This window comes from Mesorhizobium ciceri WSM4083 (genome assembly GCF_000519305.1).
GTDB lineage: Bacteria > Pseudomonadota > Alphaproteobacteria > Rhizobiales > Rhizobiaceae > Mesorhizobium > Mesorhizobium ciceri_B.
In genome coordinates this window covers 173,677-199,855 of the sequence record NZ_KI912610.1, presented here as the reverse complement: position 1 = coordinate 199,855, position 26,179 = coordinate 173,677, and the positions used below count along the sequence as shown (strand labels likewise).

General features: G+C 62.8%; 27 protein-coding genes and 1 tRNA gene. 10 read left to right on the top strand and 18 right to left on the bottom strand.

The window, feature by feature from the left end; translation table 11 throughout:
* The first annotated feature begins 96 nt into the window (after positions 1-96).
* Positions 97-1,260: an alpha/beta hydrolase gene (locus tag MESCI2_RS0126865; protein ID WP_027039171.1), complete on the top strand. Its 1,164-nt coding sequence runs from the start codon at positions 97-99 to the stop codon at positions 1,258-1,260.
* Between the two features lie 229 nt (positions 1,261-1,489).
* Here the strand turns inward: MESCI2_RS0126865 and ade are convergent, their stop codons facing one another.
* Positions 1,490-3,298 (bottom strand): adenine deaminase, encoded by a 1,809-nt coding sequence (gene ade, locus MESCI2_RS0126860; RefSeq protein ID WP_027039170.1) that lies wholly within the window; start codon positions 3,296-3,298, stop codon positions 1,490-1,492.
* Positions 3,299-3,444: 146 nt separating this feature from the next.
* On the opposite strand from ade, the gene MESCI2_RS0126855 reads away from it, so the two are divergent.
* The 3 genes from MESCI2_RS0126855 to MESCI2_RS0126845 all read left to right on the top strand — a co-directional run bounded on the left by MESCI2_RS0126855 (position 3,445) and on the right by MESCI2_RS0126845 (position 5,424).
* Entirely contained in the window at positions 3,445-4,296 is an 852-nt protein-coding gene (locus MESCI2_RS0126855; protein ID WP_027039169.1) for an alpha/beta fold hydrolase, read from the top strand.
* A 91-nt stretch (positions 4,297-4,387) separates the two neighbouring features.
* The gene (locus MESCI2_RS0126850; RefSeq protein ID WP_027039168.1) at positions 4,388-5,053 is read left to right on the top strand and encodes an outer membrane protein; all 666 of its coding nucleotides are present in this window, start codon (positions 4,388-4,390) and stop codon (positions 5,051-5,053) included.
* A gap of 285 nt (positions 5,054-5,338) precedes the next feature.
* Positions 5,339-5,424: transfer RNA gene (locus tag MESCI2_RS0126845), tRNA-Leu, on the top strand.
* 101 nt (positions 5,425-5,525) lie between these two features.
* Here the strand turns inward: MESCI2_RS0126845 and MESCI2_RS0126840 are convergent.
* The 3 genes from MESCI2_RS0126840 to MESCI2_RS0126830 are packed head-to-tail and all read right to left on the bottom strand — an operon-like array spanning position 5,526 to position 8,700.
* Positions 5,526-6,974: an aromatic amino acid lyase gene (locus MESCI2_RS0126840; RefSeq protein ID WP_027039167.1), complete on the bottom strand. Its 1,449-nt coding sequence runs from the start codon at positions 6,972-6,974 to the stop codon at positions 5,526-5,528.
* 26 nt (positions 6,975-7,000) lie between these two features.
* On the bottom strand, positions 7,001-7,585 hold the full coding sequence (locus MESCI2_RS0126835) for a GDYXXLXY domain-containing protein (RefSeq protein ID WP_027039166.1): 585 nt from the start codon (positions 7,583-7,585) through the stop codon (positions 7,001-7,003).
* Positions 7,582-8,700, bottom strand: coding sequence for a DUF2157 domain-containing protein (locus MESCI2_RS0126830; protein WP_027039165.1), 1,119 nt, complete (start codon positions 8,698-8,700; stop codon positions 7,582-7,584). The genes MESCI2_RS0126835 and MESCI2_RS0126830 overlap by 4 nt, the downstream gene beginning before the upstream one ends.
* A gap of 236 nt (positions 8,701-8,936) precedes the next feature.
* On the opposite strand from MESCI2_RS0126830, the gene MESCI2_RS1000000137565 reads away from it, so the two are divergent.
* The 5 genes from MESCI2_RS1000000137565 to MESCI2_RS0126805 all read left to right on the top strand — a co-directional run bounded on the left by MESCI2_RS1000000137565 (position 8,937) and on the right by MESCI2_RS0126805 (position 11,936).
* A complete protein-coding gene (locus MESCI2_RS1000000137565; protein WP_013531315.1) occupies positions 8,937-9,077 on the top strand; it encodes a DUF1127 domain-containing protein in 141 nt (46 codons plus the stop codon).
* Between the two features lie 50 nt (positions 9,078-9,127).
* Positions 9,128-9,268, top strand: coding sequence for a DUF1127 domain-containing protein (locus MESCI2_RS1000000137560; RefSeq protein WP_013531314.1), 141 nt, complete (start codon positions 9,128-9,130; stop codon positions 9,266-9,268).
* Positions 9,269-9,837: 569 nt separating this feature from the next.
* Positions 9,838-11,256, top strand: coding sequence for a methylenetetrahydrofolate--tRNA-(uracil(54)-C(5))-methyltransferase (FADH(2)-oxidizing) TrmFO (gene trmFO / locus MESCI2_RS0126815; protein WP_027039164.1), 1,419 nt, complete (start codon positions 9,838-9,840; stop codon positions 11,254-11,256).
* Between the two features lie 73 nt (positions 11,257-11,329).
* Entirely contained in the window at positions 11,330-11,620 is a 291-nt protein-coding gene (locus MESCI2_RS0126810; protein WP_027039163.1) for a type II toxin-antitoxin system ParD family antitoxin, read from the top strand.
* Entirely contained in the window at positions 11,604-11,936 is a 333-nt protein-coding gene (locus MESCI2_RS0126805; RefSeq protein ID WP_081738917.1) for a type II toxin-antitoxin system RelE/ParE family toxin, read from the top strand. The genes MESCI2_RS0126810 and MESCI2_RS0126805 overlap by 17 nt, the downstream gene beginning before the upstream one ends.
* A gap of 17 nt (positions 11,937-11,953) precedes the next feature.
* Here the strand turns inward: MESCI2_RS0126805 and MESCI2_RS0126800 are convergent, their stop codons facing one another.
* From MESCI2_RS0126800 to yajC, 6 genes are all read right to left on the bottom strand, one after another.
* On the bottom strand, positions 11,954-12,904 hold the full coding sequence (locus MESCI2_RS0126800; protein WP_197031605.1) for a sterol desaturase family protein: 951 nt from the start codon (positions 12,902-12,904) through the stop codon (positions 11,954-11,956).
* Positions 12,904-13,338 carry a hypothetical protein gene (locus MESCI2_RS0126795; RefSeq protein ID WP_027039160.1) on the bottom strand — a complete coding sequence of 145 codons (435 nt, stop codon included), beginning with the start codon at positions 13,336-13,338 and terminating at the stop codon, positions 12,904-12,906. Before MESCI2_RS0126795 ends, MESCI2_RS0126800 begins: the two co-directional genes overlap by 1 nt.
* Before the next feature lie 76 nt (positions 13,339-13,414).
* Positions 13,415-14,257, bottom strand: a complete 843-nt coding sequence (locus MESCI2_RS0126790; protein WP_027039159.1) for a phytoene/squalene synthase family protein — start codon at positions 14,255-14,257, stop codon at positions 13,415-13,417.
* A gap of 1 nt (position 14,258) precedes the next feature.
* On the bottom strand, positions 14,259-14,693 hold the full coding sequence (locus MESCI2_RS0126785; protein ID WP_050596707.1) for an Mth938-like domain-containing protein: 435 nt from the start codon (positions 14,691-14,693) through the stop codon (positions 14,259-14,261).
* Positions 14,668-17,217: a protein translocase subunit SecDF gene (secDF, locus tag MESCI2_RS0126780; RefSeq protein ID WP_027039157.1), complete on the bottom strand. Its 2,550-nt coding sequence runs from the start codon at positions 17,215-17,217 to the stop codon at positions 14,668-14,670. The genes MESCI2_RS0126785 and secDF overlap by 26 nt, the downstream gene beginning before the upstream one ends.
* A 51-nt stretch (positions 17,218-17,268) precedes the next feature.
* Entirely contained in the window at positions 17,269-17,607 is a 339-nt protein-coding gene (yajC, locus tag MESCI2_RS0126775) for a preprotein translocase subunit YajC (protein ID WP_027039156.1), read from the bottom strand.
* A 276-nt stretch (positions 17,608-17,883) separates the two neighbouring features.
* On the opposite strand from yajC, the gene MESCI2_RS0126770 reads away from it, so the two are divergent.
* On the top strand, positions 17,884-18,759 hold the full coding sequence (locus MESCI2_RS0126770) for an ATP-binding protein (protein WP_027039155.1): 876 nt from the start codon (positions 17,884-17,886) through the stop codon (positions 18,757-18,759).
* 56 nt (positions 18,760-18,815) lie between these two features.
* Here MESCI2_RS0126770 and MESCI2_RS1000000138235 read toward each other — a convergent pair whose 3' ends face one another.
* The 8 genes from MESCI2_RS1000000138235 to MESCI2_RS0126725 all read right to left on the bottom strand — a co-directional run bounded on the left by MESCI2_RS1000000138235 (position 18,816) and on the right by MESCI2_RS0126725 (position 26,088).
* A complete protein-coding gene (locus MESCI2_RS1000000138235) occupies positions 18,816-19,115 on the bottom strand; it encodes a hypothetical protein (protein ID WP_155936693.1) in 300 nt (99 codons plus the stop codon).
* A gap of 228 nt (positions 19,116-19,343) precedes the next feature.
* The gene (locus MESCI2_RS0126760; RefSeq protein WP_027039153.1) at positions 19,344-20,864 is read right to left on the bottom strand and encodes a peptidoglycan DD-metalloendopeptidase family protein; all 1,521 of its coding nucleotides are present in this window, start codon (positions 20,862-20,864) and stop codon (positions 19,344-19,346) included.
* 204 nt (positions 20,865-21,068) lie between these two features.
* Positions 21,069-21,722 (bottom strand): protein-L-isoaspartate(D-aspartate) O-methyltransferase, encoded by a 654-nt coding sequence (locus MESCI2_RS0126755; RefSeq protein WP_027039152.1) that lies wholly within the window; start codon positions 21,720-21,722, stop codon positions 21,069-21,071.
* Positions 21,719-22,477, bottom strand: coding sequence for a 5'/3'-nucleotidase SurE (gene surE, locus MESCI2_RS0126750; RefSeq protein WP_027039151.1), 759 nt, complete (start codon positions 22,475-22,477; stop codon positions 21,719-21,721). The genes MESCI2_RS0126755 and surE overlap by 4 nt, the downstream gene beginning before the upstream one ends.
* A complete protein-coding gene (gene serS / locus MESCI2_RS0126745; RefSeq protein WP_027039150.1) occupies positions 22,477-23,781 on the bottom strand; it encodes a serine--tRNA ligase in 1,305 nt (434 codons plus the stop codon). Before serS ends, surE begins: the two co-directional genes overlap by 1 nt.
* A 359-nt stretch (positions 23,782-24,140) precedes the next feature.
* Positions 24,141-25,007: a twin-arginine translocase subunit TatC gene (tatC, locus tag MESCI2_RS0126735; RefSeq protein WP_027039149.1), complete on the bottom strand. Its 867-nt coding sequence runs from the start codon at positions 25,005-25,007 to the stop codon at positions 24,141-24,143.
* Positions 25,004-25,837 carry a Sec-independent protein translocase protein TatB gene (gene tatB, locus MESCI2_RS0126730; protein ID WP_027039148.1) on the bottom strand — a complete coding sequence of 278 codons (834 nt, stop codon included), beginning with the start codon at positions 25,835-25,837 and terminating at the stop codon, positions 25,004-25,006. The genes tatC and tatB overlap by 4 nt, the downstream gene beginning before the upstream one ends.
* A gap of 29 nt (positions 25,838-25,866) precedes the next feature.
* On the bottom strand, positions 25,867-26,088 hold the full coding sequence (locus tag MESCI2_RS0126725) for a twin-arginine translocase TatA/TatE family subunit (protein WP_023812188.1): 222 nt from the start codon (positions 26,086-26,088) through the stop codon (positions 25,867-25,869).
* Positions 26,089-26,179 lie beyond the last annotated feature (91 nt).

Genomic DNA, 26,179 nt, shown 5'->3' with positions numbered 1-26,179 from the left:
TGGATTCACTTTGAACTGGACCGCGCCGGTCTCTGGCCTTATCGGAATAGCCAGCGACGTCACGCGTTTGACGTCCCCTTTTGCGGGAGCCTGCGTGTGACCGTGCGTTCGAAGAGCTACCTCGTCGTTGCATTGGCGCTCGCTGTCACCGGCTGCGCCGGCGGCAAAACGCACGACCTGCTCAACAAGACGACGGTCACGGTGCCCGCTTCCGACATCGCGGCCACGCATGAAATCTTCGTCGCCACCACCCGCCAGAGGGCAACCAAGGACCCGCGACAGGTGTTCGACGGCGATCGCTCGCTGACCACCAGCTTTGCCCGTGTCGACGTCACCGTCCCGAAAAACCATCAGGTCGGCGCCATCGAGCGGGCCAAGGGATCGGCAAACAGCAATCCTGCCAAGGATTTCACCGCCAAGGATGTCACCTTCTATGAAGGCGCGCCGCAGTTCGCCAAGGCGGTCGGCGCCGACATCGCCATGCGCGGAGACCGTGCGCTGGTTTTCGTGCACGGCTTCAACAACGGTTTTGACGACGGCATCTACCGGCTGACGCAGATCGCGCACGACACGAAATATCCCGGCACCCCGGTGCTGTTCTCATGGGCTTCGAGCGGCAAGACCACGGGTTACATCTACGACAAGGAAAGCGCCAACGCGGCGCGCGACGACCTCGAGGCGACGCTCCGGATGCTGGCCAAGACCAAGGTCAAGAGCATCGACATCATCGCCCATTCGATGGGGACCTGGGTGACCATGGAGGCTCTGCGCCAGCTTGCCATCACCGGTGATCGCGATCTCGACGACAAACTCGGTTACGTCATCCTGGCCTCGCCCGACATCGATGTCGACGTGTTCAAGAAACAGATGATCCGCTACGGCAAGCCCGACAAGCCGTTCGCCATTCTGCTCTCCGCCGATGACCGGGCTCTCAAGCTCTCCTCCCTGATCTCGGGCGACAAGCCGCGGGTCGGCGACTACGGCAACGCTGCAGACCTCGCCAGCTATGGCGTGTCGGTGGTCGATCTTTCCCAGGCCAAGGGCGGCGACCGCCTCAACCACGCCAAATTCGCCGACAACCCGATGCTGGTGCAACTGCTCGGCGACCGGCTGCGGGCGCCGGCGGGCCTCGCCTCGGACGAACCCGACCCGACGCAGCTCAACAATCTCGGCCAGGGCCTCGGCAAGGCCGTCGGCTCGGTCGCTGAGATCGTCATCACCACGCCGTTCAAGGTGCTGACCATCGCCACCGGCGGGTGAGCCAGCGGGCAGCTTCCTGGTGGAGACCGTCAGGTGTCGAAGTCGGCGCCGCCCCTCACCTGCCTGCCGGCATCCTCTCCCCGTATAGTGACGGGGAGAGGGGCGCTGTCATCGCCGATTTCGCCAATCACCAGCGTTGGTAGGGCGCCAGCGTTGCGGCCAGCCACTTCTCCCCGTCACTATACGGGGAGAAGTGCCCGGCAGGGCGATGAGGGGCAGCGCCGGCGTCCTACACGAACAGATCGACCTTCTGGAATGTCGTCACGTCGATCAGCCCGACATCGGAAATCCTGAGTTCGGGAATGACGACCAGCGCCAGCAGCGAGTGCTGCATGTAGGCGTTGTTCAGCGAACAGCCCATCTTGCGCATCGCCTCGGTCAGCTTCTCGGCCTTGGCCGCGACGATCTCGGCCCGCTCGTCCGACATCAGGCCTGCGATCGGCATCTCGACCAGCGCCAATTCCTTGCCCTTGGAGAACAGCACGACGCCGCCGCCGACCTCGCCCAGGCGGTTTACGGCCAGCGCCATGTCCTGCTTGTTGGTGCCGACGCAGATGATGTGGTGGGCATCATGCGCCACGCTGGACGCCAGGGCGCAGTCGCCGATATAGCCAAAGCCGGAGACAAAGGCGTTGGTGACGCCGCCCGTGCCCCGGTGGCGCTCGACCAGCGCGATCTGGCAGATGTCGTTGCGGCGGTCCATGGCGACCAGCCCGTCCTCGACCGGCAGATCGGCCTCCAGCGCCCGCGTCGGCGCCTGGTTCTCGATGACGCCGATGACACGCACCCGCACCTCGTTGGCGCCCTTGGGGGCGGCGATATCGAAGTCGTCGCCCTTCAGCTTCTTGCCGAGCTTGACGGTGTCCTTCGCCGTCCGGGGGTAATCATAGGCCGGAATGTCGATTTCGAGCTTGCCGCCCTTGGCCAGCCTGACGCCGCGTGCATAGACCTCGTCGATGGTCATTGCGGCGAGATCCGAGACGATCAGCAGGTCGGCCAGCCGCCCTGGCGCGATCGAACCGATCTCGCGCTCCAGTTTGAAATGCTGGGCGGTGTTCAGCGTCGCCATCTGGATTGCCGTCACCGGCTTCAACCCCTGTTGGATGGCATGGCGCACCACGCGGTCCATATGGCCTTCCTGGACCAGCGTGCCGGAATGGCTGTCGTCGGTGCACAGGATGAAGTTGCGCGGATCGATGCCGCTCTCCGTCACCGCCTTAATCTGCGAGGCTACGTCGTACCAGGCCGAGCCCAGCCGCAGCATCGCCTTCATGCCCTGGCGCACGCGGGCGATGGCGTCCTCGGCGCGCGTGCCCTCATGGTCGTCCTCAGGGCCGCCGGCGACATAGCCATGGAACGGCAGGCCGAGATCGCGCGAGGCATAGTGGCCGCCGACCGTTTTCCCCGCTTTCACCGTCGCGGCGATCTCGCCCGACATGACAGGATCGTTGGCGGCGACGCCGGGGAAATTCATCACTTCGCCAAGACCGATGATGTTTTCCCATGTCATTGCCTCCGCGACATCGGCGACTGTCAACTCGGCGCCGGCATGCTCCAGCCCGGGCGCCGAGGGCACGCAGGACGGCATCTGCACATGCACGTTGATGGGCATGGCGACGGCCTCGTCATGCATCAGCCGCACGCCGGGCAGACCCAGAACATTGGCGATCTCGTGCGGGTCGATGAACATCGAGGTGGTGCCGTGCGGAATGACGGCACGGCAGAACTCGGTCACCGTCACCATGCCGCTCTCGACATGCATATGCGCGTCGCAGAGGCCGGGCACCAGATAGCGCCCGCCGGCGTCGACCACCTTGGTGCCCTGGCCGATGGCATGGCTGGCATTGGGCCCGCAATAGGCGAAGCGCCCGCCGGCAATGGCGATGTCGGTGCCGGCGATGATCTCGCCCGAATGAACGTTTACCCAGCGGCCGTTGCGCACGACCAGATCAGCGGGCTTCCGCCCCATGGCGACATCGACCAGATGTGTCGCCATCTCGGTCCACGGTCTGGGTTTTGCGGGCGTTGCTTTCGTCATTGGCGATTCCTCGGTTGCGGCCAGTCTCGCAAATGTCGGCGGGCGCCGCCAGAGCCGTCGGTCCGACACGCCGCGTCAGGGCGAGCTTGTTGACTAATCCGGTTGAAAGGCGATGCTGCCGCGGACCGAACCATATGAGGGAAGACATGACCCGGTTTTGCAAAGTGTTCGCGATCGTCATCCTGTTCGCCGCGTCGAGCGCTTTTGCCGCCGCCGAGGAACGTTGGCAGACCTTGCCGGAACCAGCGGCCATGCCCAAACCCGATCAGAGCGGATATGCGCCGGTGAATGGCATCCAGATGTATTACGCCGTTTTCGGCGCGGGCGACCCGGTGCTGCTCATCCACGGCGGCCTCGGCCACGGCGACATCTGGGCCAGCCAGGTGGCCACGCTTTCCAAGACGCACAAGGTGATCGTCGCCGACAGCCGTGGCCACGGTCGCTCCACCCGCACCGAGCAGCCCTATGGCTACGACTTGATGGCGTCGGACTATCTGGCGCTGCTCGATTACCTGAAGATCGACAAGACCGCGCTTGTCGGCTGGAGTGACGGCGGCATCATCGGCATCGACATCGCGCTGCATCATCCGGAGCGGCTGACAAGGCTGTTCGCGCAAGCCGCCAACGTAACCACCGACGGCCTTGATCCGGGCGTGATGACCAACAAGACCTTTGCCGCCTACATCGACCGCTCCGGCCGCGACTACAAGAAGATGTCGAAAACACCGGACCAGTATGACGCCTTCGTGGCGCAGATGAGCCACATGTGGGAGAGCGAGCCGGCGTGGACCAAGGAACAGCTCGCTGGGATAACCACGCCGACGGCGATCGTTGCCGGCGACCACGATGAGGCGATCAAGCGCGAACACACCGAATACATCGCCTCCGCCATCCCGGGCGCGAAGCTGATCATCCTGCCCAACGCCAGTCATTTCGCCATGCTGCAAGCGCCGGATGAATATAGCCAGGCTGTGCTGGACTTCATCGACGCCAGATAGAGGATTCTGTGCGGCGACAGGGGGATTGCGATTGCGGCGAATGCGGTTATCCTTCTGACGATCTTTCTGAACCATCATTTCGGGGAGTTCGATGCGTCGACTGATGGTCGCAAGTGCCGGTTTCCTTGCCGTTCTGGCCGTGCCGGCTTTTGCAGCCGACCCAGCGGTCGACGTGCCGATGACCGCGCCCGGCTTCGACTGGACGGGCTACTACGCTGGTCTGCAGGCCGGCTATGGCTGGGGCCAATCCGATATATCGGTGACAGAAGGCGCGCCGTTTTCCATCGCGCCCGACATTGACGGCGGTTTTGTCGGCGGCCATGTCGCCGGCCTGTGGCAGTTCGACCAGGCGGTGCTCGGCGCCGAGGCGGAACTCAACTATTCCTCGGTCGGCGGCACGACGGAATCGGGCCTGGGAAGCCCATTCGGCACCGACATCAAGTGGTTCGGGTCGGTCAACGCCAAGGCTGGCTATGCCATGGACCGCCTGCTGGTCTACGGCATTGGCGGCGTCGCCTTTGCCGGCATCGAAACATCGCAAGTCGCGGGTCCGGCGTTCACCAGCACGCGCACGAATGTCGGCTGGACCGTGGGTGCCGGCGTCGACTATGCGCTGACCGACAAGTTCGTCGTCGGCGCGCAATATCGCTACTATGATTTCGGCTCCGAGCACTACGAGGTGGCAGAACCCTTTAACGATCGCGATCAAAACGTGAAGCTGAATGCGGTCGGCATCAATTTGAGCTACAAGTTCTGAGCCAGCCCACTGTTGAGACACTACGGGCCGGGACAGGCTCGAGGAAAGCCGTTTCAAGGAGTTGGCGGCCGACGCTCCCAGTGGGCGGGGGGAATGGGTTGGGCCTGAGAGGCGCCGGCCTTGGCGGATCAAATCCACCACACAGGCATCCTACCACTACCCGCCGCGCCGATAATTCCGTGATCGCGCCAGTATCATCAAGCCGCCCGGTCTGTTTGCACGTTCGGCGAACGCTCAACAACACGACTTGACGGCCTCTGTCTGGCGTCTGAAAAGGGCTGGCCTGCGGACGTGGCGGAATTGGTAGACGCAAGGGACTTAAAATCCCTCGATCTCTGATCGTACGGGTTCGATTCCCGTCGTCCGCACCACCCTTCGCTCTTCGAGCTTCGGGTGGCAGGCCACCTGAAGCTCGGCAGGTTCGAAATCCGTTCAGATGCACCAAGTCACCAGCTACGGCTTGTCGACATCTCTACGCCTCGAACACTTTCTCAGTGAACCATTCCGCCAGCCTGGCAAGCTCAGGCCCTAGCAGACGATCCGCGCCGACAGGCGGCACGATAACTCTGATTTGATCGACGAAGGAGCGCAGTGCCGGCGGCGGCGTGCGTTCGGTGACGTGCAGCGCCTGCGAGGCGATCATCGCCAGCATCGCCATGGCCGCATCGACGCAGCGGCCGGCGGTTGCCTCCTTGGTCCATGCGAAGAATGCCGTCGTGGCGACGTCGTCCTGCCCCGCGCCAGCCGATTCCGTGCCCGGAATGAAGGTGCGCTGTGCGGCCAGCTTGGCCTGCTCGAGATAGCCGGTGATCGCCATCGGCACGTAGCCGACATTGCCATGGCCATCGCTGTCGGCTGAGTGACGTCCGGTCATCAGCAGATCCGGCAGCAGCGACACCTTGCCGTTGAGAAGCTTCGAGGCGTGGCGGTCGCAGAGCAGGCAGATGTCGGCCCATATCGCCGCCAGATCGTCCAGCGCCGGCGTCGCCATGGCGTTGTGATAGCCGCCGGTCGAGATGCAGCGGCCGAGCGGATGTGCATCGTCGGGCGGGATGTAGACCGGATTGTCCGATATCGAGGCCAGCGACACATTGGCCGCCCGCTCGGCCGACGACAGCGCACGATGCGCCTGGCCGAGGACGCGCGGCACGATGCGGTAGCTGACCGGCGCCTGATAATTGCGCCGCCCATCACCGGCGCCAACCAGAAATTCCCGCAAACCCTGCAGGGCCGCGGCCTCATGCTCATCGCCCCAGAGCGTGTCGAGCGCGGCGTCATAATGTTCGAGCGGGGCACGAAACGCCTCGATCGACAGCGCGAACACCTGGTGCGCCATGCGGATCCGGCGGCGCGCCGCGAGCGCTGCGTCTGCCACCAGAGCAGCAGCGCAAGGCGAGCCGTTGATGAGCGAGCCGCGTTCCTTGACCTCGAGGTCGAAGCGCGTCGAAAGTTCTGCAAACAAGGGGTAGAGCGCCAGGATCTCACCGGCGCCGCCCTGGCCGAAGGCCGGCACCGCCGGCATCGGCTCCCCGTCGAGCATTGCGGCCACGGCAAGCGCGATGCGCGGCGTTGTAGCGGCGTTGCCCTCGATGAAGTTTGTCAGACGGGCAAGCACGATCGCCCTGACCACGCGATCCGGCAAGGGATCGCCGAACGAGGTGGCGGCGGCAAACGCCTTGATGCGCGCATGGCGATCACGCTCGTCAGGTTCGAGCTTTCGGCTTGCCAATTCCCCCATGGCGGTTGTGACGCCATAGATGACCGGTGGCGGATCGGATTCAATCAGCTTCAGAAACGAGGCGCGGCATTCGGCGATGCGCTGCAGGGCCTTCTCGCCGATCTCCACCGTGTCCTTCTTCCAGGCGACACGGAAAACAGTGTCGAGGTTGATGTCCTCACGCGTCGACAGGCTAACTGGCATGCTTCACACCACTGGAAATAAGGGACTTAGTAGAGCGGTTCCTCGAACAGCGTCTTGTCGCCGTCGACCAGCGCCTTGATCTGCGCGGTGCCGTCGCCGGCGAGCGCAAGACGGATGCCGAATGGCCGCACCCGCATGTCGTTCTGGATCGCCATCCCCTCGCCTTCCGGCAGATAGAAGCGCTCGATGCCATAGTCCGGTGCGATGGTCGCCTCTTCGCCGCGAAGGTCCCAGCCCTCGGCGACATGGCCTAGAATATCGGCCTCGTCGGCCGCGGCCGGCGTTGGCGCCTTGCCGAACCAGGCGGTCGCCGGCTGCCAATAGCCGTCGGCGCCCTTCTTCAGGCGCACGACAATCGACGTATCGTCGCTTGAAAATTTGTCGGGCGGGATGTTGGCGATCATTTTCACCGGTATGCGCGAAATCTCGTAGCCCAGGATAATATAATCGCCGCGCAGGAGGTCGCGCGGATCGACAGGTTCGATCTTCAGCAGGACTTCCTTGCCGTTGCGCAGGATCGCCGCCCGGCCGGCGATGATCCAGCTCAGGAAGCCGATCTGGACGAGCGCCAGCACCAGTGCCGAGATGACAAGCCTTTTCCCGGTGATCATGCCGTGGCTCCTTTGGCATCTGGACCCTTCATGCGTTTTTCCACGCGGATGATGACGATCGCAAGGATGCCGAGCAGCACCGCGGCGGCAAGGAAGAAGCCGGCCGTATCGAGCATCGATTGCAAGGTCACCACATAGATGATGGCGAGTTCGAAGGCGAAGCCGAGATAGGCAAGCCAGCGCAGCCCACGGCTCTCCCGTCCTGCCAGCACGATTGCCGCGACAATGCCGGCCAGCGCGATCACCGAAGCGATGGCGAAACCGCTGTTGTAAGTGCTCTCGTCGGCGAGTTCGAACTGGATCATTGCGAGGCCGGTGAGGAAGCCGAGCAGTGCGTGCAAGGGCAAGCGGCCGCCGAGCTGCACGACCCGGTCGACCGGATCCGGCGCGAAGACCGAGGCCGCGAACAGCAGCGCCGAGACGACGACCAGCGGGATCGCCACCTGCAGCGTGTCGTGGTTGGTGACCAGCAGCACAAGATAGAACAGTACCGACAGGATGATCAGGTGGCGCGCCGCCTGGCTGCGGGTCCAGAACGAGACGGCAAACAGCACGATGGCCATGATCAAGAAGGCATGCGGAAATTCGCTGCGGCTGTAGTAGTCGAAGCCTTTCAGGAACAGCCAGGCATCGGCGATGCCGACCGAAGCCATGGTCAACGGGTTCGAACGCAGCGCCACCGCCGCCAGCGCCGTGCCGGCGCCCCAGGTGACCACAGCCGAGGCCTCGTCGCCCGAGAGATGATACATCTGGCCGATCAGCGCGATCGCGCCGCCGAAAGCCGCAGCCGCCACGATCCAGAGCGCTTCCCCGATCGCCGCATGGTCGCGGGCCTTCAGCACCGCGCCGCCGACATAGCCGCCAAGGATGACGGCAAACAGTGCCGCCACGCGTGCCAGACGCGGGATTGCGTCCCAGTTGGCGGCAACGAAAATCAGGATGGCGGCGCCGAACAGCAAGGCGGCCATCATTGCCAGGATAGAGCCGAAGCTGAGCGACTTGCGCTCGTTGGCCTCGACATCGCGCGAAAGCGAATCGGCCGTTGCCGCGTCGATCAGCCCGGCCTGCTGCCAGCGCGCGATATCCGCCCTGACCCGCGACGAATAACTCGCCATGCTGCCACTCCCCCAGTTCGGTCTTTTTTTCAGCCGATCCGGTCAAACCGCTGACGCGGCGGCATTTTCCGATTCGGGTTTCTTTGTGTCAGGTCCGTGAACGCTCGTTAATGCTGCATTGCACAATTTGCATTGCTGCCATGCAGCCATAGCGCTTTTAAATCGATATGGGTCCGCCTATTTATAGTTCGTACACAAACGGAATGATCCGCAAGAAAGACGAAACGAGAACTACCATGAACCTGATCCGCAACTACCGCAACTGGCGCCGCTACAGGGACACCGTGTCCGAGCTGAGCCGCCTGAGCAACCGTGAACTGACCGACCTCGGCATCAGCCGCAGCGACATTCCTTACGTCGCTCGCAAGGCGGTCTAATTCTTCGGACCGCGAATGGTCCGAACCAGTTTTGAAAAAGAGAACCGACAATGAACCTGATCCGCAACTATCGTAACTGGCGCGTTTATCGCGAGACGGTTACCGAGCTGGGTCGCCTTTCCAACCGCCAGCTGCATGATCTCGGTATCGTCCGCGACGAAATCAAGATCATCGCCCGCCAGGCGATCTAACCAGAATTTCGGCAGGGTCGACCTCCTCCCCGACCTTGACGAATACGGTCACCCCTTACCTCCTCCCAAGGGTTGACCACAAAAACGGCGCCCGCTGCACCTCCTCCCGCGGCGGGCGCTGTTTCCCCGGGGCAAAGCGAATTTGCCTACAAAGGTTTCGCTCCTTTTCAAACAGCGAAAGAGTTTTCGTCAAAGCCGACCTCCTCCCCGGCGATGACGAATAGGCCCGACCTTCACCTCCTCCCGAGGGTTGGCCATAAAAACGGCGCCCGCCGCACCTCCTCCCGCGGCGGGCGCTGTTTCCCCGGAGCAAAACGAATTTTGCTCCAAAGGTTTCGCCCCTTTTAAAATGGCGAAAGGAATTTCGTCAAAGCCGACCTCCTCCCCGGCGATGACGAATATGGTCGGCCTTCACCTCCTCCCGAGGGTCGACCCCAAAAACGACACCCGCCGGACCTCCTCCCCCGGCGGGTGTTGTTGTTTTCAGGGGACGCTCCCATCAGCAGCCGTTTGCCCCGCACCGCGCACGGCAATTGCAATCGCCGCACCAAGCGATTATTCCGGCGTCCATGAGCAAAAATCCAATCCACATCATCGGTGGCGGCCTCGCCGGTTCCGAAGCCGCATGGCAGGCAGCGCAGGCCGGCGTGCCCGTCATCCTGCATGAAATGCGGCCCGTTCGCGGCACCGATGCGCACAAGACCGACAGTCTGGCCGAGCTCGTCTGTTCCAATTCCTTCCGCTCCGACGACGCCGACAACAACGCCGTTGGCCTGTTGCACGCCGAAATGCGGCTGGCCGGCTCGTTGATCATGAGCGCCGGTGACGCCAACCAGGTGCCGGCCGGCGGCGCGCTGGCCGTCGATCGCAACGGATTCGCCGATGCCGTGACGAAAAAACTCGAAGCACACCCGCTGATCACCATCCGGCGCGAGGAAGTGCCAGGTCTGCCGCCGACGGATTGGGACCAGGCGATCGTTGCCACGGGTCCGTTGACCGCCCCCGGGCTTGCCCAGTCGATCGCGGAAGCGACCGGCGCCGATGCGCTCGCCTTCTTCGACGCCATCGCGCCAATCATCCATTTCGACACGATCGACATGGATACCTGCTGGTTCCAGTCGCGCTACGACAAGGTCGGTCCAGGTGGCACCGGCAAGGACTACATCAATTGCCCCATGGACAAGGACCAGTACCTAGCCTTCGTGCAAGCGCTGGTCGACGGGCAGAAAACCGAATTCAAGCAATGGGAAGGCACGCCCTATTTCGACGGCTGCCTGCCGATCGAGATCATGGCCGAGCGCGGCGTCGAGACGCTGCGCTACGGACCGATGAAACCGATGGGGCTGACCAATGCCCACAATCCGACGGTAAAGGCCTATGCCGTGGTACAGTTGCGCCAGGACAATGCGCTGGGCACGCTCTACAACATGGTCGGTTTCCAGACCAAGTTGAAGCATGCCGAGCAGGTCCGCGTGTTCCGCACCATACCGGGTCTCGAAAACGCCGATTTCGCCCGCCTCGGCGGCCTGCACCGCAACACCTACATCAACTCGCCGACCTTGCTGGACGCCTCGCTGCAACTGAAGTCGCGGCCCGGCCTGCGTTTCGCCGGCCAGATCACCGGCTGCGAAGGCTATGTCGAAAGTGCGGCCATCGGCCTGCTCGCCGGCCGCTTCGCCGCAGCTGAACGGCTCGGCCACGCACCGTCGCTGCCGCCGCTCACCACCGCCTTCGGAGCGCTACTCAACCACATCACCGGCGGCCACATCGTCTCCGATGACGAACCGGGAAAGCGTTCCTTCCAGCCGATGAATGTCAATTTCGGCCTGTTCTCGCCTGTCGAAGCCCCGAAGACCGAGGGCAAACGCATGCGCGGCAAGGACAAGACTGTTGCCAAGCGGCATGCCATCACCTCGCGCGCACGTGCCGATTGCCGGCAATGGCTGGGGCTGCCGGCACAGACGGAAACGGCCGAGGCGGCGGAATAAACAGCTTCGCGTTCTGATTTGTAACCCGGCACGAAGTGGGATAGTATCCTACTTTATGCCGGGAGACGCATCCATGGAATCCGCCGAGAAACTGTCTGTCACAGTCACGCCAGCCATGGCACGCATGATCCGCGAGAAAGTCGAGGACGGCTCCTTCGGATCAGCGAGCGAGGTCATCCGCGCCGCCCTTCGCGCCTTCCAGCGCGAGGAAGATGAGCATGCCGAACGCATGGCGTCGATCAGGGCACGAGTGAAAGCATCGATCGAGGACACGAGGCCGAGCCATTCGGGAGAAAAGGTTCGCGACCATCTTCGGGAGCTCGCCGCTCAATATTCGAGCCGCAGCGATGATTCAGCGGCTTAAGGTTGAATATGGCGAAAGTGCCAGGACCGATCTGGCCGCCATTTTCAGACATATCGTCAACGCCGGTGGAAGTCCTGACGTCGCGCTGAAGTTCACCTTGCGCATCGAAGACCGCTGCCAGAGCATCGGCGACGCACCGCGTGGCGGCCGATCGCGCGACGACATCGTGCCAGGATTGCGAACGGTTCCGTTCGAGCACTCTGCCCTTGTCGCTTACATCATTGATGATGCTGTCGTCCGCATCGTTAACATCTTCTACGGCGGTCGCGACTACGAAACGCTGATGCGTGATGGTGGTTCGAGCGCGCCCTCATAGCAATCGCGATGGAACAGCTATTCAGCCGGCTCGACCCTCGTTGCCGGCAATCCCGGCTTCCCCGCTTCGCTCGGATTTCGCCTGACATAGGCGGCCTTGAGACTCTCGGAGGTTTCGCGCGAGCCGTCATGGCTCCAGCCCGGCGGCTTGATCAGATAGTTCAGGCGATCGCTCAAGGTCAGGCCAGGCGCAAAGGCGTCCCTGAACATGCCGATCCATTCATGGAACGCCACTTTCAGCGGATTGAAGGTGCCGAGATTCCTGACGATGCCGTAGCGCGGCCGGTCTTCCTCCAGTTCCCCGACGAAGGTGCCGAACATGCGGTCCCAGACGATCAGCGTTCCGGCATAGTTGGCGTCGAGATAGCGCGGATTGGTGGCGTGGTGGACGCGGTGGTGTGAGGGCGTGTTGAAGACGAACTCGAACCAGCCCCACATCTTGCCGATGGTCTCGGTGTGGATCCAGAATTGCCAGACCAAATTGAAGCCGAAGGTGAAGGCAATCGCCGCCGGGTGGAAGCCGAGCAGCACCAGCGGCGCCTGCAGCACGAACATGAAGGTGAACAGGCCCGTCCAGCTCTGCCGCAGCGCCGTCGACAAATTGTAGTGCTGGCTGGAATGGTGGTTGACGTGTTCGGCCCACACCCAGCGCACCCGGTGCGCGATGCGATGATAGAAATAGTAGCGCAAATCATCGAGCAGGAAGGCGGCGAGGAACACCCAGACCGACAGGCCGAGATTGAAGACGCGGAATTGCCAGAGCCACAGCAGTGCCCAGTAGGACACCACGCCAAGCAGCAGCCCGGCGACGACATTGCCGGTGCCCATCATCAGGCTGGTCAACGTGTCGCGCGTTTCGAACGAACCCCTGGCGCGGCCGGTGCGCACCAGCCACAGCTCGATCAGGATCGCGACAACAAAGAACGGGATGGCCAGCTGGGTGACTTGCGGGAAATTGTAGCTGTCCATCACGCGGCCTCCCCAGTGGAATTCGAACGTTGCGGCTCAAGCGCTTCCAGCAGGCTCAGCGCATCCGTTGCGCTGGCAAAGCGGAAGCGGCCGCCCTTCCAGGTGAAATCGGCGAGCCGGAACGAGACCGTATTTCCATCTTCGGCGGTCAAAACCCCGACATCTCGAGGCGTGACGATGCGGGTCAAAAAGCAGTCGCCGATGCCGTGAACGATGCCGATGCGCCCTCGCCCGACATCCAGAAACGCCGTCCTGGCATCCGCCGTCAGGCGCACCACCGTTGCGGTCTCGTCGGGAAAATCCTCGGCGAATCGGCTCATTGCCTGATCGGCGTCGGCCAGCGTCGCCGTCTTGCTGCCGCCGGTGAAATGCACCGCCGCAACCGACAGCGCGATGCCGAAGGTAACGATCGCTACCAATATGGGTAAGCTCATTGATCTCCTCCGGCCGGTCTGTTGTCTTCGGCAACAGTTTTGGCGCCGGGACGTCTTAACATGATTGACGTTTACGTCAAAGTGCCGGCCAGCCCTTGCCCGCACGACGCAGCAACAGCCAGTGCCGGCGCAAGGCCGACAGCCGCGCAACACCATCAAGCGGCGAGCCATTCTCCATCTTGCCGAGATAGGCACGCGACAGGGCCAGCGGCAGGAATGCCGGGCGCAGCGAGACCGGAACAGCCGACGCGCCCTGTTCAAAGGCGGAAAGATGTTCCCGTGCCAGCGCGATCATCGCCGCCACCGCGCGTTTGGCGCCGGGTCCGCCGTCGCCGGCAACGAATTCTTCCGGCGACGATCCCGCCGCCGCCAGAATGTCGGCCGGGACAAAACACTGTCCGCGCCTGCGGTGCAGCGGCAACAGCAGCAACAGGCCGGTCATCGCTTGCGCACAGCCTGCCCTGCCCGCCAGTTCGGCAAACCGTGGCGCCTCACCGGGATCGAGCACCATCGCCGCAAGCTGGATGAGTGCTGCGGCCGTCTCGCCGCAATAGCCCTCCAGATCGGTGCGCGATGGCATCGGGTCGTCGTAGAGGTCGAAGATGCGCGCATCGAGCATGTTCTCGAAGGCCGGCTTCGGCAGACCGAATGTCGCTATCGTAGCGTTCAAGGCTTCGGCTGTGGGATGGCCGGCGCCCGCCTCGCTGCCGGCGGCAATGACATCGCGCCACCATTGCAGCCTCACCTCGCCCGGCAGCGCCTCGTGGATGCGATCGCGGATGCCCGCGATCTCGGCGTTGAAGGCATAGAGCGAAAACAGCGCGTCGCGCTTGTCCGCCGGCGCATAAAGCACGGTCAGATAGCGGTCATGGTCGGCGACGCGCACCGCGTCCATGACGATTTTGGCATTCTGGGACATGTCAATCTACGGCGATGAGCGCCGCGGCCACCGCGCGCTCTTCCGCCAGAAGGACATTGTAGGTCCGCACCGCGGCCCCCGTCGACATCGGGTCGGATGCAATGCCGGCGGCCTTCAGCGCGGCCCGCAGTGCCGCAGGCAATGGCCGGAGATCCCTGCCCATGCCGACCAGCAGGATCTCGACCTTGTCGGCCTCGGTCAGCAGCTTGTCGAAGTCCGCCACTGTCAACGCCAGGGGATCCGCCGGCTCCCAGCCATGGATGCCGGATGGCAGACACATGAGCGAGCCGCGATGCGACATGTCGGCAAAGCGGAACCCGCCATTGCCATAAGCCTCGATCGGCGCGCGTCCGGGAAAATGCGCCTCGCGGATGACGATGCCTTTGCCGGTCACCGTTATACCCGGCGCGTCAGGTCGCGACCGCCTTGCCGCCATTGACCGGCTTCTCCTCGTCGGCCGTGGCCTGCGGCCGCAGCTTGAACAGGATCAGCAGCGGCGCGGCGATGAAGATCGACGAATAGGTGCCGAAGACGACGCCGAACAGCATGGCCATGGTGAACGAGCGAATCACCTCGCCGCCGAACAGAACCAGCGCCAGCAGCGCCAGGATCGTCGTCACCGATGTCAGCGTCGTTCTCGACAGCGTCTCGTTGATGGCGTTGTTCAGGAGTTGCGGCAGCGGCATGCGCTTGTATTTCCGCAGATCCTCTCGAACACGGTCATAGACCACGATCGTATCGTTCAGCGAATAGCCGATGATGGTCAGGATCGCCGCCAGCGATGACTGGTTGAACTCCAGCCCGGTGATGACGAAGAAGCCAAGCGTCATGACCACGTCGTGCACCGTCGCCACGATGGCGCCGACCGCGAACTGCCATTCGAAGCGGAACCAGACATAGACCAGGATGCCAAGCAGCGCGATCAGCATGGCGATCGTGCCTTGCTTGGCAAGCTCGCCCGAGACGGTCGGTCCGACCACTTCGACGCGGCGGAAATCGTAATTGTCCTGCAGCTCGCCACGCACCTTGTCGATGACGGTCTGCTCGGCATTCTCGCCGCCATCCTGCGTGCCGACGCGGATCAGCACATCGTTCGGCGTACCGAACTGCTGCACCTGGACTTCGCCGATGTTGAGTTCGGTCAGCCGCGCACGGAGGTCGGCGAGGTCGGCATTGCCGCTCTTGGCCTGCACCTCGATCAGCGAACCGCCCTTGAAGTCGATGCCGTAATTGATGCCGACGGTCATGAACAGAACCACCGACAGGATCGACAGTGCGCTGGACAGCGTGAACGTCCAGCGGCGGATGCCCATGAAGGGGATCTTGGTGCCGGGTGGAACGAAGGTCACCGGCGCGCGCGGCAGTTCCTTCGGGCGAGCACGCCGCAGCCAGATCGAGACCAGCAGACGGGTGAAGGTGAAGGCGGTGAAGACGGTCGTCAGGATGCCGATGGCGTAGGTGATGGCAAAGCCCTTCACCGGCCCGGTACCGAGATAGAACAGCACCACGGTGGCGATCAGCGAGGTGATGTTGGAATCAACGATGGTCGCCAGCGCCTTGGTGAAACCGGTATCGATCGCCTGGATCACGGAGCGGCCGGCGCGTCGCTCCTCGCGGATGCGTTCGTAGATCAGCACGTTGGAATCGACCGCCATGCCGATGGTCAGCACGATACCGGCGATACCAGGCAAGGTCAGCGTAGCGCCAAGCAACGAGAGCACGCCGACGATCATCGCCACGTGCACCGCCAGCGCGATGTTGGCGAGGAAGCCGAGGAAGCCGTAGGCGACGAACATGAAGGCGACGACGAGGATAGAACCGATGATGCCGGCGACCTTGCCGGCATGGATCGAATCCTGGCCAAGGCCCGGACCCACCGTACGTTCTTCGATCACCGTCAGCGTCGCGGGCAACGCACCGGCGCGCAGCAGCACCGCAAGGTCATTGGCGCTCTGGGCGGTGAAATTGCCTGAGATCTGGCCGGTGCCGCCGAGGATCGGCTCGCGGATCTGCGGCGCCGAAATCACCTGGTTGTCGAGGATAATGGCGAACAGCTTGCCGACATTCTGCGCCGTGGCCTGGCCGAAGCGCGCCGCCCCTTTCGAATCGAAGCGGAACGACACCACCGGCTCGTTGTTCTGCGAATTGTATGTCGCCTGTGCATCAACGAGGTTTTCGCCCGAGACGATGACGCGGTTCTCGATCAGATAGGGAACCGGCGGATCGTCCTGCGAATACAGCACCGACGAGCCGGCAGGCGGACGGCCGTTGAGCGCGTCCTGCACCGGCATCGACTGGTCGACCATCTGGAAGGTCAGCTTGGCGGTCTGGCCGAGGATTTCCTTCAGCCTTTGCGGGTCCTGAAGACCCGGCACCTGGACAAGGATACGGTCGTCGCCCTGCCGCTGCACGATCGGTTCGGTTGTGCCGAGTTCGTTGACGCGGCGTTCGACCACCTCGATCGACTGCGTCAGCGCGGTCGACGTGCGGTATTTGATGCCGGCGTCGGTGACATTGAACTTGAGCAGACCGGGCTCGGAATCGTCGAGCGTCATTTCCTGGACGGAGCCGCCGGTGAACAGGCCGGCGGCGACCGGATCGGTCAGCGTCTTCAGCGCCGTCTTGGCGGCATCGATCTGGGCGGGATCGGTGATGCGGACCTGCAGGGTCCGCCCCGTGCCGGCAAGGCCGGTATAGCCAATCTTGGCGTCGCGCAGCAGCGTGCGGATCTCGTCGCGCGTCGTCTCCAGCCGGTCCTTGATCAGATCGTTCTGGTTCATTTCCAGCAGGATGTGCGAACCACCCTGCAGGTCGAGGCCGAGCGTCATCTGCCGCTTCGGCACCCAGTTGGGCAGTTGCGCCAGCGTGCTGGCAGAGAACAGGTTCGGCGCGGCGAGGATCACCGTGATGGCCACGGCCACCCAGATCAGGATCATCTTGAAGCGCGAGAAATACAACATATGGCGTCGTCCGTCAGAGCGTGTCCGCGGATCGCTCCGCCTAAAATTGGATTATTTCTTGGCGTTCTGGTTGGCCACCGGCTCGCCCTTGACGCGCACATCGACGATCGTCGAGCGCAGCGCCGTCACCTTCAAACCATTGCCGAGGTCGATCTCGAGCTCGTTGTCGTCGATCACCTTGGTCACCTTGCCGACGAAGCCGCCGCCGGTGACGACCGTGTCGCCGCGACGGACAGCCGCCAGCATCTCGCCGCGCTTCTTCAGCTGCGTGCGCTGCGGCCGGATGATCAGAAAATACATGATCACGAAAATCAGGACAAATGGCAAAATGCTGATGAACATGTCTGGAGAAGCGCCGACGCCTTGGGCGTATGCCGGTGTCACGAACATCGAGGTACTCCTGAATTTTGAAAACAGCCGCCAATTTGGCGGCCTTTGAAATTTGGCCGGAATATAGTCGGTAAAGTTGTCAATGCAACTGCGCGGCCGGCCAAATCGGCTGCTTTTACGGCCTGTTGAGCCGTGTTAGAGCATGATCGCGAAAAGCGCGAGCCGGTTTCCGCAAAAGATTATGCTCTAACAAAAGGTTGCGACCGGTTTTGTATCAGGCGGAATCGGGCAGCTTCACGCCCCCAGACATCAAAAACGCGAAAACAAAAGACAGTCATGACCGACAGCAGCATTGAAGCCCTGAACCAGAAACTCGACCGGCTGATCGAGGCGGTGAGCCGCCTTGCCCCGCCGCCGGTGCCCCAAACCGACCTCGGCGAGGCCGATTGTTTCGTCTGGCAGGCCGATCCGGGCTATCTGGAGCCGGTGCGCAAGGTCAATCGCGTCGACATCGGCCTGATCCGTGGCGTCGACCGCGTCCGCGACATCCTTGTCGACAACACCGAACGCTTCGCCGCCGGCTATCCGGCCAACAACGTATTGTTGTGGGGCGCGCGCGGCATGGGCAAATCGTCGCTGGTCAAGGCCGTGCATGCCGAGATCAACGCCAAGACCAAGTCCGACCTGCCGCTGAAGCTGATCGAAATCCACCGCGAGGACATCGACACGCTGCCGAAGCTGATGGGATTGCTCAAGGCGGCCCCCTTCCGCTTCATCCTGTTTTGCGACGACCTCTCCTTCGACCATGACGACACTTCCTACAAATCGCTCAAGGCAGCGCTCGAAGGCGGCGTCGAGGGTCGGCCAGTCAATGTCATCTTCTACGCCACCTCGAACCGCCGCCATCTGTTGCCGCGCGACATGATCGACAATGAGCGCTCGACCGCCATCAACCCGTCCGAGGCGGTCGAGGAAAAAGTGTCGCTGTCCGACCGGTTCGGGCTGTGGCTCGGCTTCCACAAATGTTCGCAGGACGAATATCTCGAAATGATCGCCGGCTATATCAGCCATCATGACCTTGTCATCGATCCCGAGCAGCTACGCACTGAGGCATTGGAGTGGGCGACGACGCGCGGCAGCCGCTCGGGCCGCGTCGCCTGGCAGTTCACCCAGGATCTGGCTGGCCGGCTCGGCAAACCCCTGAAGGACTGAACTGGTCGAAGCTCAATTTGGCTGGGTGGAACGCAACCGCGTCTACCCAATGTCGATCAACCGGTTACCACAGGCAAGACGATGTAGTTTCCGTAAAGGGACACAACAAGAAGGAATGAGGCCATGATCACGCCGGCATAGGCGGCGCTGGTCTTGCCTTGCAGTCTTTGCTCTCGGCTCGGCCAACTGCGGTAGACAAGCCAGATCGAGAAAAGGGTCAGCGTAATCGAGAACCCGAACATTAGAAGTTCGAAGGCATGAAAACTGTAGTGGCGAAGAACTGTACCGCCAACCACGAGCGGCACACCAATTAGCAGCCGCGTCCTTGTCTGGCGCCACACATCTAAATTTGCCATAATTTGCCTAGCGATTGGTCCCGAGTGCCGGCGATCATAGGCAAAGAAAATTACTGAATGCCTGATGGGATTTCCATGCCCGAAAAGCGGTCTCGGTTTCGGGAAAACGACCATGCATGGAAACACACAAGATCCCACAACCAACTGAAAAAGCCCGCTCCTTTCGGAACGGGCTGAGCCGGCGGGCCGGACTGGAGGTCAGACGGCCCGCAAATTGCTTTTTTTCTTCTATTCGAGGTAACCCGAGGGATCGACCGGGGCGGAGTTCTTGCGCACTTCGAAGTGCAGCTTCGGCGAGTCCGTCGTGCCGCTCATGCCCGACAGCGCGATTTCCTGGCCGCGCTTGACCTTCTGGCCGCGCTGCACCTCGATCGAGCTGGCGTGGCCGTAGACGGTGACCAGGCCATTCTCGTGGCGCACCAGCACCGTGTTGCCGAATTCCTTGAGGCCGTCGCCGGCATAGATGACAACGCCGTTTTCGGCTGCCTTGACCGGAGTGCCAGAGGGTACGGCGATGTCAACGCCGTCTTTGCCGGAGCCGAAACCGGAGATCACGCGGCCGCGCACCGGCCAGCGCATCTTGCCGATGCCGGTGGCGTCCGGCGCGACAGCATCGTCGGCCTCGGCCTGCTGGATGACCTTCGAATCTTTCTTCGGCGGTGTGTAGGACGCCAGCGTTTCCGACGGCGTGGTCTTTGCCGCAGGCTGCGTCGTGGCCGTCGTCACCGGATCGACCTTGGCCGGCTTGGCGGCGGCGACGGTCGCGGTTCCACCGGCCGGCACCTTCAGGGTCTGGCCGATCTTGAGCAAGCCATCCTGCATGCCGTTGGCCTGCTTGATGGCAACGACGCCGACACCGGTCTTTCTGGCAATCGAAGAAAGCGTGTCGCCCGACTGGACCGTATAGGTGCCAGCTGCATTGGTCGCCTTGGCCGCGGCCACCTGCGGCTTCGGCTCCTTGGGCTGGCTCGCGGCGGCCGATGTGTCGACCTGAGCGGCGGACTTGCCCTCCCTAGGCTTCGGCTGCTGCGGCAGGACGGCGACCTTGTCCGGCGCAGTGGCCGGCAGGTTGTGCTTGCCGTCTTTCGCCGGCTTGGCGTCGGCGACCTTCGCCTCGCCCTTGCTGGAATAGGCGTAGGCCGGGATGACCAGCTTCTGGCCGGTCTTCAGCCCCTTGGTCGCGCTCAGCCCGTTGACCTTCATGATCACGTCGGACGGCACCTTGTAGCGCTGCGCCAGGCCGCCGATCGTTTCGCCGTCCCTGACGACGATCTCGGTTGCATGCGGAGTGCCGGAAGCAGCCATGCGGGGTTCGTCAGGTTGCGAAACCTTGAAAGGCGACGCCACTGGGGCGACCGTGCCGGTCGTGGTCCTGTCGACATGCGGTGCCGGGGCCAATGCGGTGCGCACAGGCTTCGATGCCGGCGCCAGTTCGGGGGCCTGCTGCGCCTGGGCAACCGGCGGCGGCAGCGGCCGCGTCGAGACCGGCTCGAGGCTGGAGCGGCTGACCGATTGTGTATGGCTGCCATCGATCGGAGCGGCGGCGACATCGCCCGGATAGGGCTGCTGTACGGCATCCTGCTTGCTGATGATGGCGCGCTGATTGTTGGTCGAGGATGTAAAGACGTCGTCGACGCCATTAAACCGCGAAACCTGGGAACTGCACCCCGCAGCAGCACCCGCGACCATCAGTATGGCGCACCCTCGCGCCAGATTGCGACCGTTTGTCTTCAAAACACTGAGTTGCATCGCACTAACCCGCACATACCCGGTACAAACTAGGCATGATTAAAGCGCGTTAATGTTACTCGACGGTTAACCCCATGGAATCCGACGCAATTTTTCTTAAAATATTAGAGAGCGAGCCGAGGGGAGATTTTCAGGTCAGGCCAGCCGGGGTCGAAGACCGGCGCGCTACCCGACGCGGCCCGGCCCGAAACATCGACATACGCGCTAGATGATAGCGGCGACACCGCGCAGGATCGGCTGCAGGCGAACGAGGCCGATGTCTTCACGCTCGAAGCGGCTGCCGACCTTGGTCAGCTTGGCCAGCACCTGTTCGCCCTCTTCAGGGCCGATCGGAGCGATGACGATACCGCCGCTCGACAACTGGTCGAGCAGGAAGCGCGGCAGGCTGTCGAAGGCAGCCCAGGCGACGATGCGGTCAAATGGCCCTTCATTCGGCAGCCCGCCGGAACCATCGGTGTGGCGCACGATCACATTGCCGATGCCGAGCGCCTCGAAGCGCTGCCGCGCCTGCTCGGCGAGCGTCTTGTAGCGATCGGTGGTGATGACCCGCCCGGCCAGCCGCGACATCACCGCCGAGGTGTAACCCGAGCCCGTGCCGATCTCGAGCACGCGGTTGCCCTGCTGGATGGCTAGCGCCGCGGTCACCGCCGCCTGCATGTCGGCGCCTTCGATCGCCTCGCCGCATTCGATCGGCAGCATGCGGTCCGACCAGGCGATCTGATGGAACTGGGCCGCCAGGAAGCCGCGCCGCGGCGTCGCCTCGAAGGCAGCGATCAGTGCCTTCGGCACGGTACCCCGGCCGCGCAGGCGCAGCAGAAAGGCGGCAAAGCCTTCGCGATCATCGATCCCCTGGTTCATGCAAGCGCCTTGCTCAGCTGGTCACGGATTTCATGCGCTGTGAGGTCGAGCTGCAATGGCGTCACCGAAACCAGCCTGTTACGCAGAGCGTACAGATCGGTGCCTTGCTTGCCTTCGACCGGCTCGCGGCCGAAGCGCAGCCAGTAGTAAGGCAGGCCGCGCCCGTCGCGGCGCTCGTCGACCCACAGGCTGTGCACCAACTTGCCTTGCGTGGTGACCACAGTGCCGGCGACCTCCTCGGGAAGACAGTTCGGAAAATTGACGTTGAGCAGCACGCCGTCCGGCAACGGCGTCGCGACCAGTTTCTTCAGCAGTGCCGGCGCCAGCGCCTCGGTCGTCTCGTAAGGGACGACGCGATCTTCGCCGACATAGCTGTAACCCTGACTGAGCGCGATCGAGCGGATGCCGAGCAGTGCGCCTTCCATGGCGCCGGCAACAGTGCCGGAGTAAGTGACGTCGTCGGCGATGTTGGCGCCGGAATTGATGCCGGACAGGATCAGGTCGGGTGCGCCAGGCAGGATTTTCTTGACGCCCATGATGACGCAATCCGTCGGCGTGCCGCGCACGGCAAAATGCTTCTCGCCGATCTTGCGCAGCCGCAGCGGCTCCGAGATCGACAGCGAATGCGCATAGCCGGACTGGTCCTGCTCGGGCGCCACCACCCAGACATCGTCGGACAGCGTACGTGCGACGCGTTCGAGCGACGCCAGGCCCTCGGCATGAATGCCGTCGTCATTGGTCAGGAGAATGCGCATTATTTCGCTTCGATCTTTTCCAGACCGCCCATGTAAGGCCGCAGCACTTCAGGAATGGTTACGCTGCCATCTTCATTCTGGTAGTTTTCGATGACGGCGATGAGCGCGCGGCCAACGGCTGTGCCCGAGCCGTTGAGCGTGTGGACGAAGCGGTTGCCCTTGCCGTCTTTGTCCTTGTAGCGGGCGTCCATGCGGCGCGCCTGGAAATCGCCGCACACCGAGCAGGACGAGATCTCGCGATAGGCATTCTGGCCGGGCAGCCAGACCTCGATGTCGTAGGTCTTGCGCGCGCCAAACCCCATGTCGCCGGTGCACAGCGTCATGGTGCGGAACGGCAGGCCGAGCCGCTTCAGCACTTCCTCGGCGCATTGCGTCATCCGCTCATGCTCGGCAAGCGACGATTCCTGATCGGTGATCGACACCAGTTCGACCTTGTAGAACTGGTGCTGACGCAGCATGCCGCGCGTGTCGCGCCCGGCCGAGCCCGCTTCCGAACGGAAACACGGCGTCAGCGCGGTGTAGCGCAGCGGCAGTTTTTCATGCGCGGTGATTTCCTCACGCACAAGGTTGGTGAGTGGGACCTCGGCGGTGGGAATCAGGCCAAGCCTGCCCTCCCCGTGCGGCGTGAAGAACAGATCGTCCTCGAACTTCGGCAATTGGTTGGTGCCGAACAGAACATCGTCCTTGACCATCAACGGCGGGATGACTTCTTCGTAGCCGTGTTCGGTCGTATGCAGGTCCAGCATGAACTGGCCGAGCGCACGTTCCATTCGGGCCAGTCCGCTTTTGAGCACCGTAAAGCGCGAGCCCGACAGCTTTGCCGCGCGCTCGAAATCCATCATGCCGAGCGCTTCGCCGATCTCGAAGTGCTCCTTCACCCAGTTCGGCCGCGTCGGCACCTTGCCGACGATGTGCTTGACGACATTGTCGTGCTCGTCCTTGCCGACAGGCACGTCATCGAACGGTACGTTGGGCAGCACCGCCAGCGCATCGTTCAGCGCCTTGTCGAGCTCGCGTTCGCGCGCCTCGCCGTTCTGGATGAAGACCTTGATCTCGCCGACTTCGGCTTTCAGCGTCTCGGCCAGGGCGGCATCGCCCGAACGCATGGCGTTGCCGATCTCCTTCGACGCGGCATTGCGGCGCTCCTGCTTGGTCTGCAGTTCGGTGACGTGTTCGCGCCGCGCCTCGTCCGAGGCGATCAGCCCGTCGACCGTGGACTGCGCTTCACCGGCCGACCACGAGCGCTTAACCAGCGCCTCGACAAGGGCCTTCGGGTTGTCGCGAATCCATTTGATGTCAAGCATGGTTTGAACGCTCCGGGGTAGCATGTCGCCCAAAAGTGCGCAGCGGTTTTGGGACCACGACATGCTTCAAACAAAACTGAAACGCATCGCTTTGAGTACGATGCGTTTCAGGCAGAGGGCGTAAACCGCATCCTCGATCGATGCAAGATGGGGCATGGGGAACGCAAGCATGCGATCACGCTTTGACGCGCTTTCGACTGAAGGCGGAGGAGAGCCTGAAATGAAAAACCCGCCTCTACGGCGGGTCGTTGGCGCAAATCAGCACCATACCGAAAATCATAGCATAGCTGCCCTCAGCAGGTCAAGAAAAAATTCCTATCGACATCGGTTCCGAAGCTGGCCAGACGCAGCCGCGCCGTTCAGGTGGAGGACGCGTCCGCCGGCTTCTTCTCGGCGACTTCTTCCGCCGCGTCCTGCTTCTCGCGTGCCACGCGCTGCTTTTCCCGATCGCGCTCGATCAGCCGGGCAGCCCAGATGGAGACCTCGTAGAGAAGGATCGTCGGGATGGCCAGGCCGATCTGGCTCATCGGATCGGGCGGCGTCAGTATCGCCGCGACGACGAAGGCAATGACGATCGCCCATTTGCGCTTCTCGGCCAGCCCCTTGGACGACAGCATGCCGACGCGCGTCATCAGGCTGGTCACCACCGGCAGCTGGAATACGAGGCCGAAGGAGAAGATCAGCGTCATGATCAGGCTGAGATATTCCGACACTTTCGGCAGCAGTGAAATCTGCACCTGATCGTCGGTGCCGGCCTGCTGCATGGCGAGGAAGAACCACATCACCATCGGCGTGAAGAAGAAATAGACCAGCGACGCGCCCATCAGGAACAGGATCGGCGACGCGATCAGGAAAGGCAAAAACGCGTTGCGCTCGTTCTTGTAGAGGCCGGGTGCGATGAATTTGTAGATCTGTGTGGCGATCAGCGGAAAGGCGATCACCATGCCGCCGAACATGGCGAGCTTGACCTGGGTGAAGAAGAATTCCTGCGGCGCGGTGTAGATCAGCTCGACCTTGTGCGGATCGAGCCCGGCCCACTGCGTCGCCCATTTGAACGGGACGACCAGAAGGTTGAACAGCTTCTTGGCGAAGAAGAAACAGACCAGGAAGGCAACGAAGAAGCCGCCCAGCGACCAGATCAGCCGCCGGCGCAGCTCTATCAGGTGCTCCATCAGCGGCGCCGACGATTTCTCGATCTCGTCCTTTTCGGTGTCCGAAACGCTCACTTGGCGGCTCCCGCCGTCTTCTTGGCCACCGGCTTCTTCGCCGCGGCAGGCTTCGGTTCGGCTTTCGCCGCCATCTTGGTCGCCACGGCCTTGGTCGCTACGGCCTTGGACGCGATCACCTTGGCCACGGCAGGCTTGGCGGCTTTGACCGCTTCAGGCTTTGCCGCAGTCCCGGTCTTCTCTGGCGCCCTGGGCGCAGGCGCGGCCTTCGCGGCGACCGTTTTCGCCGGCGCTGGAGCCTTTGCGCCATTTGCCGAAGCCTTGGCCGGTGCTTTTGCAACCGGTATCGCCTTTGACGGCGCAGCCTTGGCTGCCTTCTTCGCCGCGGACGCCTTCGGCGCCACGACAGGCGCCGCCGGCACTGACGACGTCACCACCGATTCGTCCGTCATTGCGGGGAAAATCGGCGCTGCGGGCGCTGCTTCCGGTCCGTTGACGCCGGGCATGGTCGTTGCACCGTTCTTCAATGGCTCGGCCGCCTGCGGGGTCGAAGCGGCTGGCGTTGCCGGATTCTCCGCCGGCTTCGGCTTCATCGCCGCATCGACGCCGGAGCGAACGTCGGCCGCGGCCTGCTCGAACGGATTGAGCTGCTTCCTGATCTCGGCCATCGGACTGAGGCCCCTGAGCTCGTCGACGGACTTCTTGACGTCGTCGAGCTCGGCTTCCTTAAGCGCCTCGTTGAACTGTTTCTGGAAATCGGACGCCATGGCGCGCAGCTTCGCCGTCGTGCGGCCGAAGGTACGCAGCATATTGGGCAAATCCTTGGGTCCGACGACCACGATCATGACGATCGCGATGACCAGCATTTCGGTCCAGCCGACTTCAAACATGGCACTCTGTTCCGACTAGAACCTTGGGCTCAGCTCTTGCTGGCTTTTTCCTTCGCGGCCGCAACGGTCTCGTCGGCACGGTGTTCGACGGTGCGCTTGTCTTCGGCAACCTCGTCGTCGGCCATGCCCTTCTTGAAGCTCTTGATGCCCTTGGCCATATCGCCCATCAGCTCGGGAATCTTGCCGCGGCCGAACACCAAAAGCACGATCACCAGCACGATCAGCCAATGCCAAATCGAAAATGAACCCATAGCAAATCTCTCTCGAATGTTTTCCCTGGCGATGATCTATGCGTTTTCGCGTTGGGATTCAAACACAACTGCGACAGAGTTTATGAAAGGG

Bases quoted from the DNA above. Each gene is read 5' to 3' on its own strand.
- ade (WP_027039170.1), bottom strand. From the start codon at position 3,298: ATGACGAAAGCAACGCCCGCAAAACCCAGACCGTGGACCGAGATGGCG.
- MESCI2_RS0126855 (WP_027039169.1), top strand. From the start codon at position 3,445: ATGACCCGGTTTTGCAAAGTGTTCGCGATCGTCATCCTGTTCGCCGCG.
- MESCI2_RS0126850 (WP_027039168.1), top strand. From the start codon at position 4,388: ATGCGTCGACTGATGGTCGCAAGTGCCGGTTTCCTTGCCGTTCTGGCC.
- MESCI2_RS0126840 (WP_027039167.1), bottom strand. From the start codon at position 6,974: ATGCCAGTTAGCCTGTCGACGCGTGAGGACATCAACCTCGACACTGTT.
- MESCI2_RS0126835 (WP_027039166.1), bottom strand. From the start codon at position 7,585: ATGATCACCGGGAAAAGGCTTGTCATCTCGGCACTGGTGCTGGCGCTC.
- MESCI2_RS0126830 (WP_027039165.1), bottom strand. From the start codon at position 8,700: ATGGCGAGTTATTCGTCGCGGGTCAGGGCGGATATCGCGCGCTGGCAG.
- MESCI2_RS1000000137565 (WP_013531315.1), top strand. From the start codon at position 8,937: ATGAACCTGATCCGCAACTACCGCAACTGGCGCCGCTACAGGGACACC.
- MESCI2_RS1000000137560 (WP_013531314.1), top strand. From the start codon at position 9,128: ATGAACCTGATCCGCAACTATCGTAACTGGCGCGTTTATCGCGAGACG.
- trmFO (WP_027039164.1), top strand. From the start codon at position 9,838: ATGAGCAAAAATCCAATCCACATCATCGGTGGCGGCCTCGCCGGTTCC.
- MESCI2_RS0126810 (WP_027039163.1), top strand. From the start codon at position 11,330: ATGGAATCCGCCGAGAAACTGTCTGTCACAGTCACGCCAGCCATGGCA.
- MESCI2_RS0126805 (WP_081738917.1), top strand. From the start codon at position 11,604: ATGATTCAGCGGCTTAAGGTTGAATATGGCGAAAGTGCCAGGACCGAT.
- MESCI2_RS0126800 (WP_197031605.1), bottom strand. From the start codon at position 12,904: ATGGACAGCTACAATTTCCCGCAAGTCACCCAGCTGGCCATCCCGTTC.
- MESCI2_RS0126795 (WP_027039160.1), bottom strand. From the start codon at position 13,338: ATGAGCTTACCCATATTGGTAGCGATCGTTACCTTCGGCATCGCGCTG.
- MESCI2_RS0126790 (WP_027039159.1), bottom strand. From the start codon at position 14,257: ATGTCCCAGAATGCCAAAATCGTCATGGACGCGGTGCGCGTCGCCGAC.
- MESCI2_RS0126785 (WP_050596707.1), bottom strand. From the start codon at position 14,693: ATGGCGGCAAGGCGGTCGCGACCTGACGCGCCGGGTATAACGGTGACC.
- secDF (WP_027039157.1), bottom strand. From the start codon at position 17,217: ATGTTGTATTTCTCGCGCTTCAAGATGATCCTGATCTGGGTGGCCGTG.
- yajC (WP_027039156.1), bottom strand. From the start codon at position 17,607: ATGTTCGTGACACCGGCATACGCCCAAGGCGTCGGCGCTTCTCCAGAC.
- MESCI2_RS0126770 (WP_027039155.1), top strand. From the start codon at position 17,884: ATGACCGACAGCAGCATTGAAGCCCTGAACCAGAAACTCGACCGGCTG.
- MESCI2_RS1000000138235 (WP_155936693.1), bottom strand. From the start codon at position 19,115: ATGGCAAATTTAGATGTGTGGCGCCAGACAAGGACGCGGCTGCTAATT.
- MESCI2_RS0126760 (WP_027039153.1), bottom strand. From the start codon at position 20,864: ATGCAACTCAGTGTTTTGAAGACAAACGGTCGCAATCTGGCGCGAGGG.
- MESCI2_RS0126755 (WP_027039152.1), bottom strand. From the start codon at position 21,722: ATGAACCAGGGGATCGATGATCGCGAAGGCTTTGCCGCCTTTCTGCTG.
- surE (WP_027039151.1), bottom strand. From the start codon at position 22,477: ATGCGCATTCTCCTGACCAATGACGACGGCATTCATGCCGAGGGCCTG.
- serS (WP_027039150.1), bottom strand. From the start codon at position 23,781: ATGCTTGACATCAAATGGATTCGCGACAACCCGAAGGCCCTTGTCGAG.
- tatB (WP_027039148.1), bottom strand. From the start codon at position 25,837: ATGTTTGAAGTCGGCTGGACCGAAATGCTGGTCATCGCGATCGTCATG.
- MESCI2_RS0126725 (WP_023812188.1), bottom strand. From the start codon at position 26,088: ATGGGTTCATTTTCGATTTGGCATTGGCTGATCGTGCTGGTGATCGTG.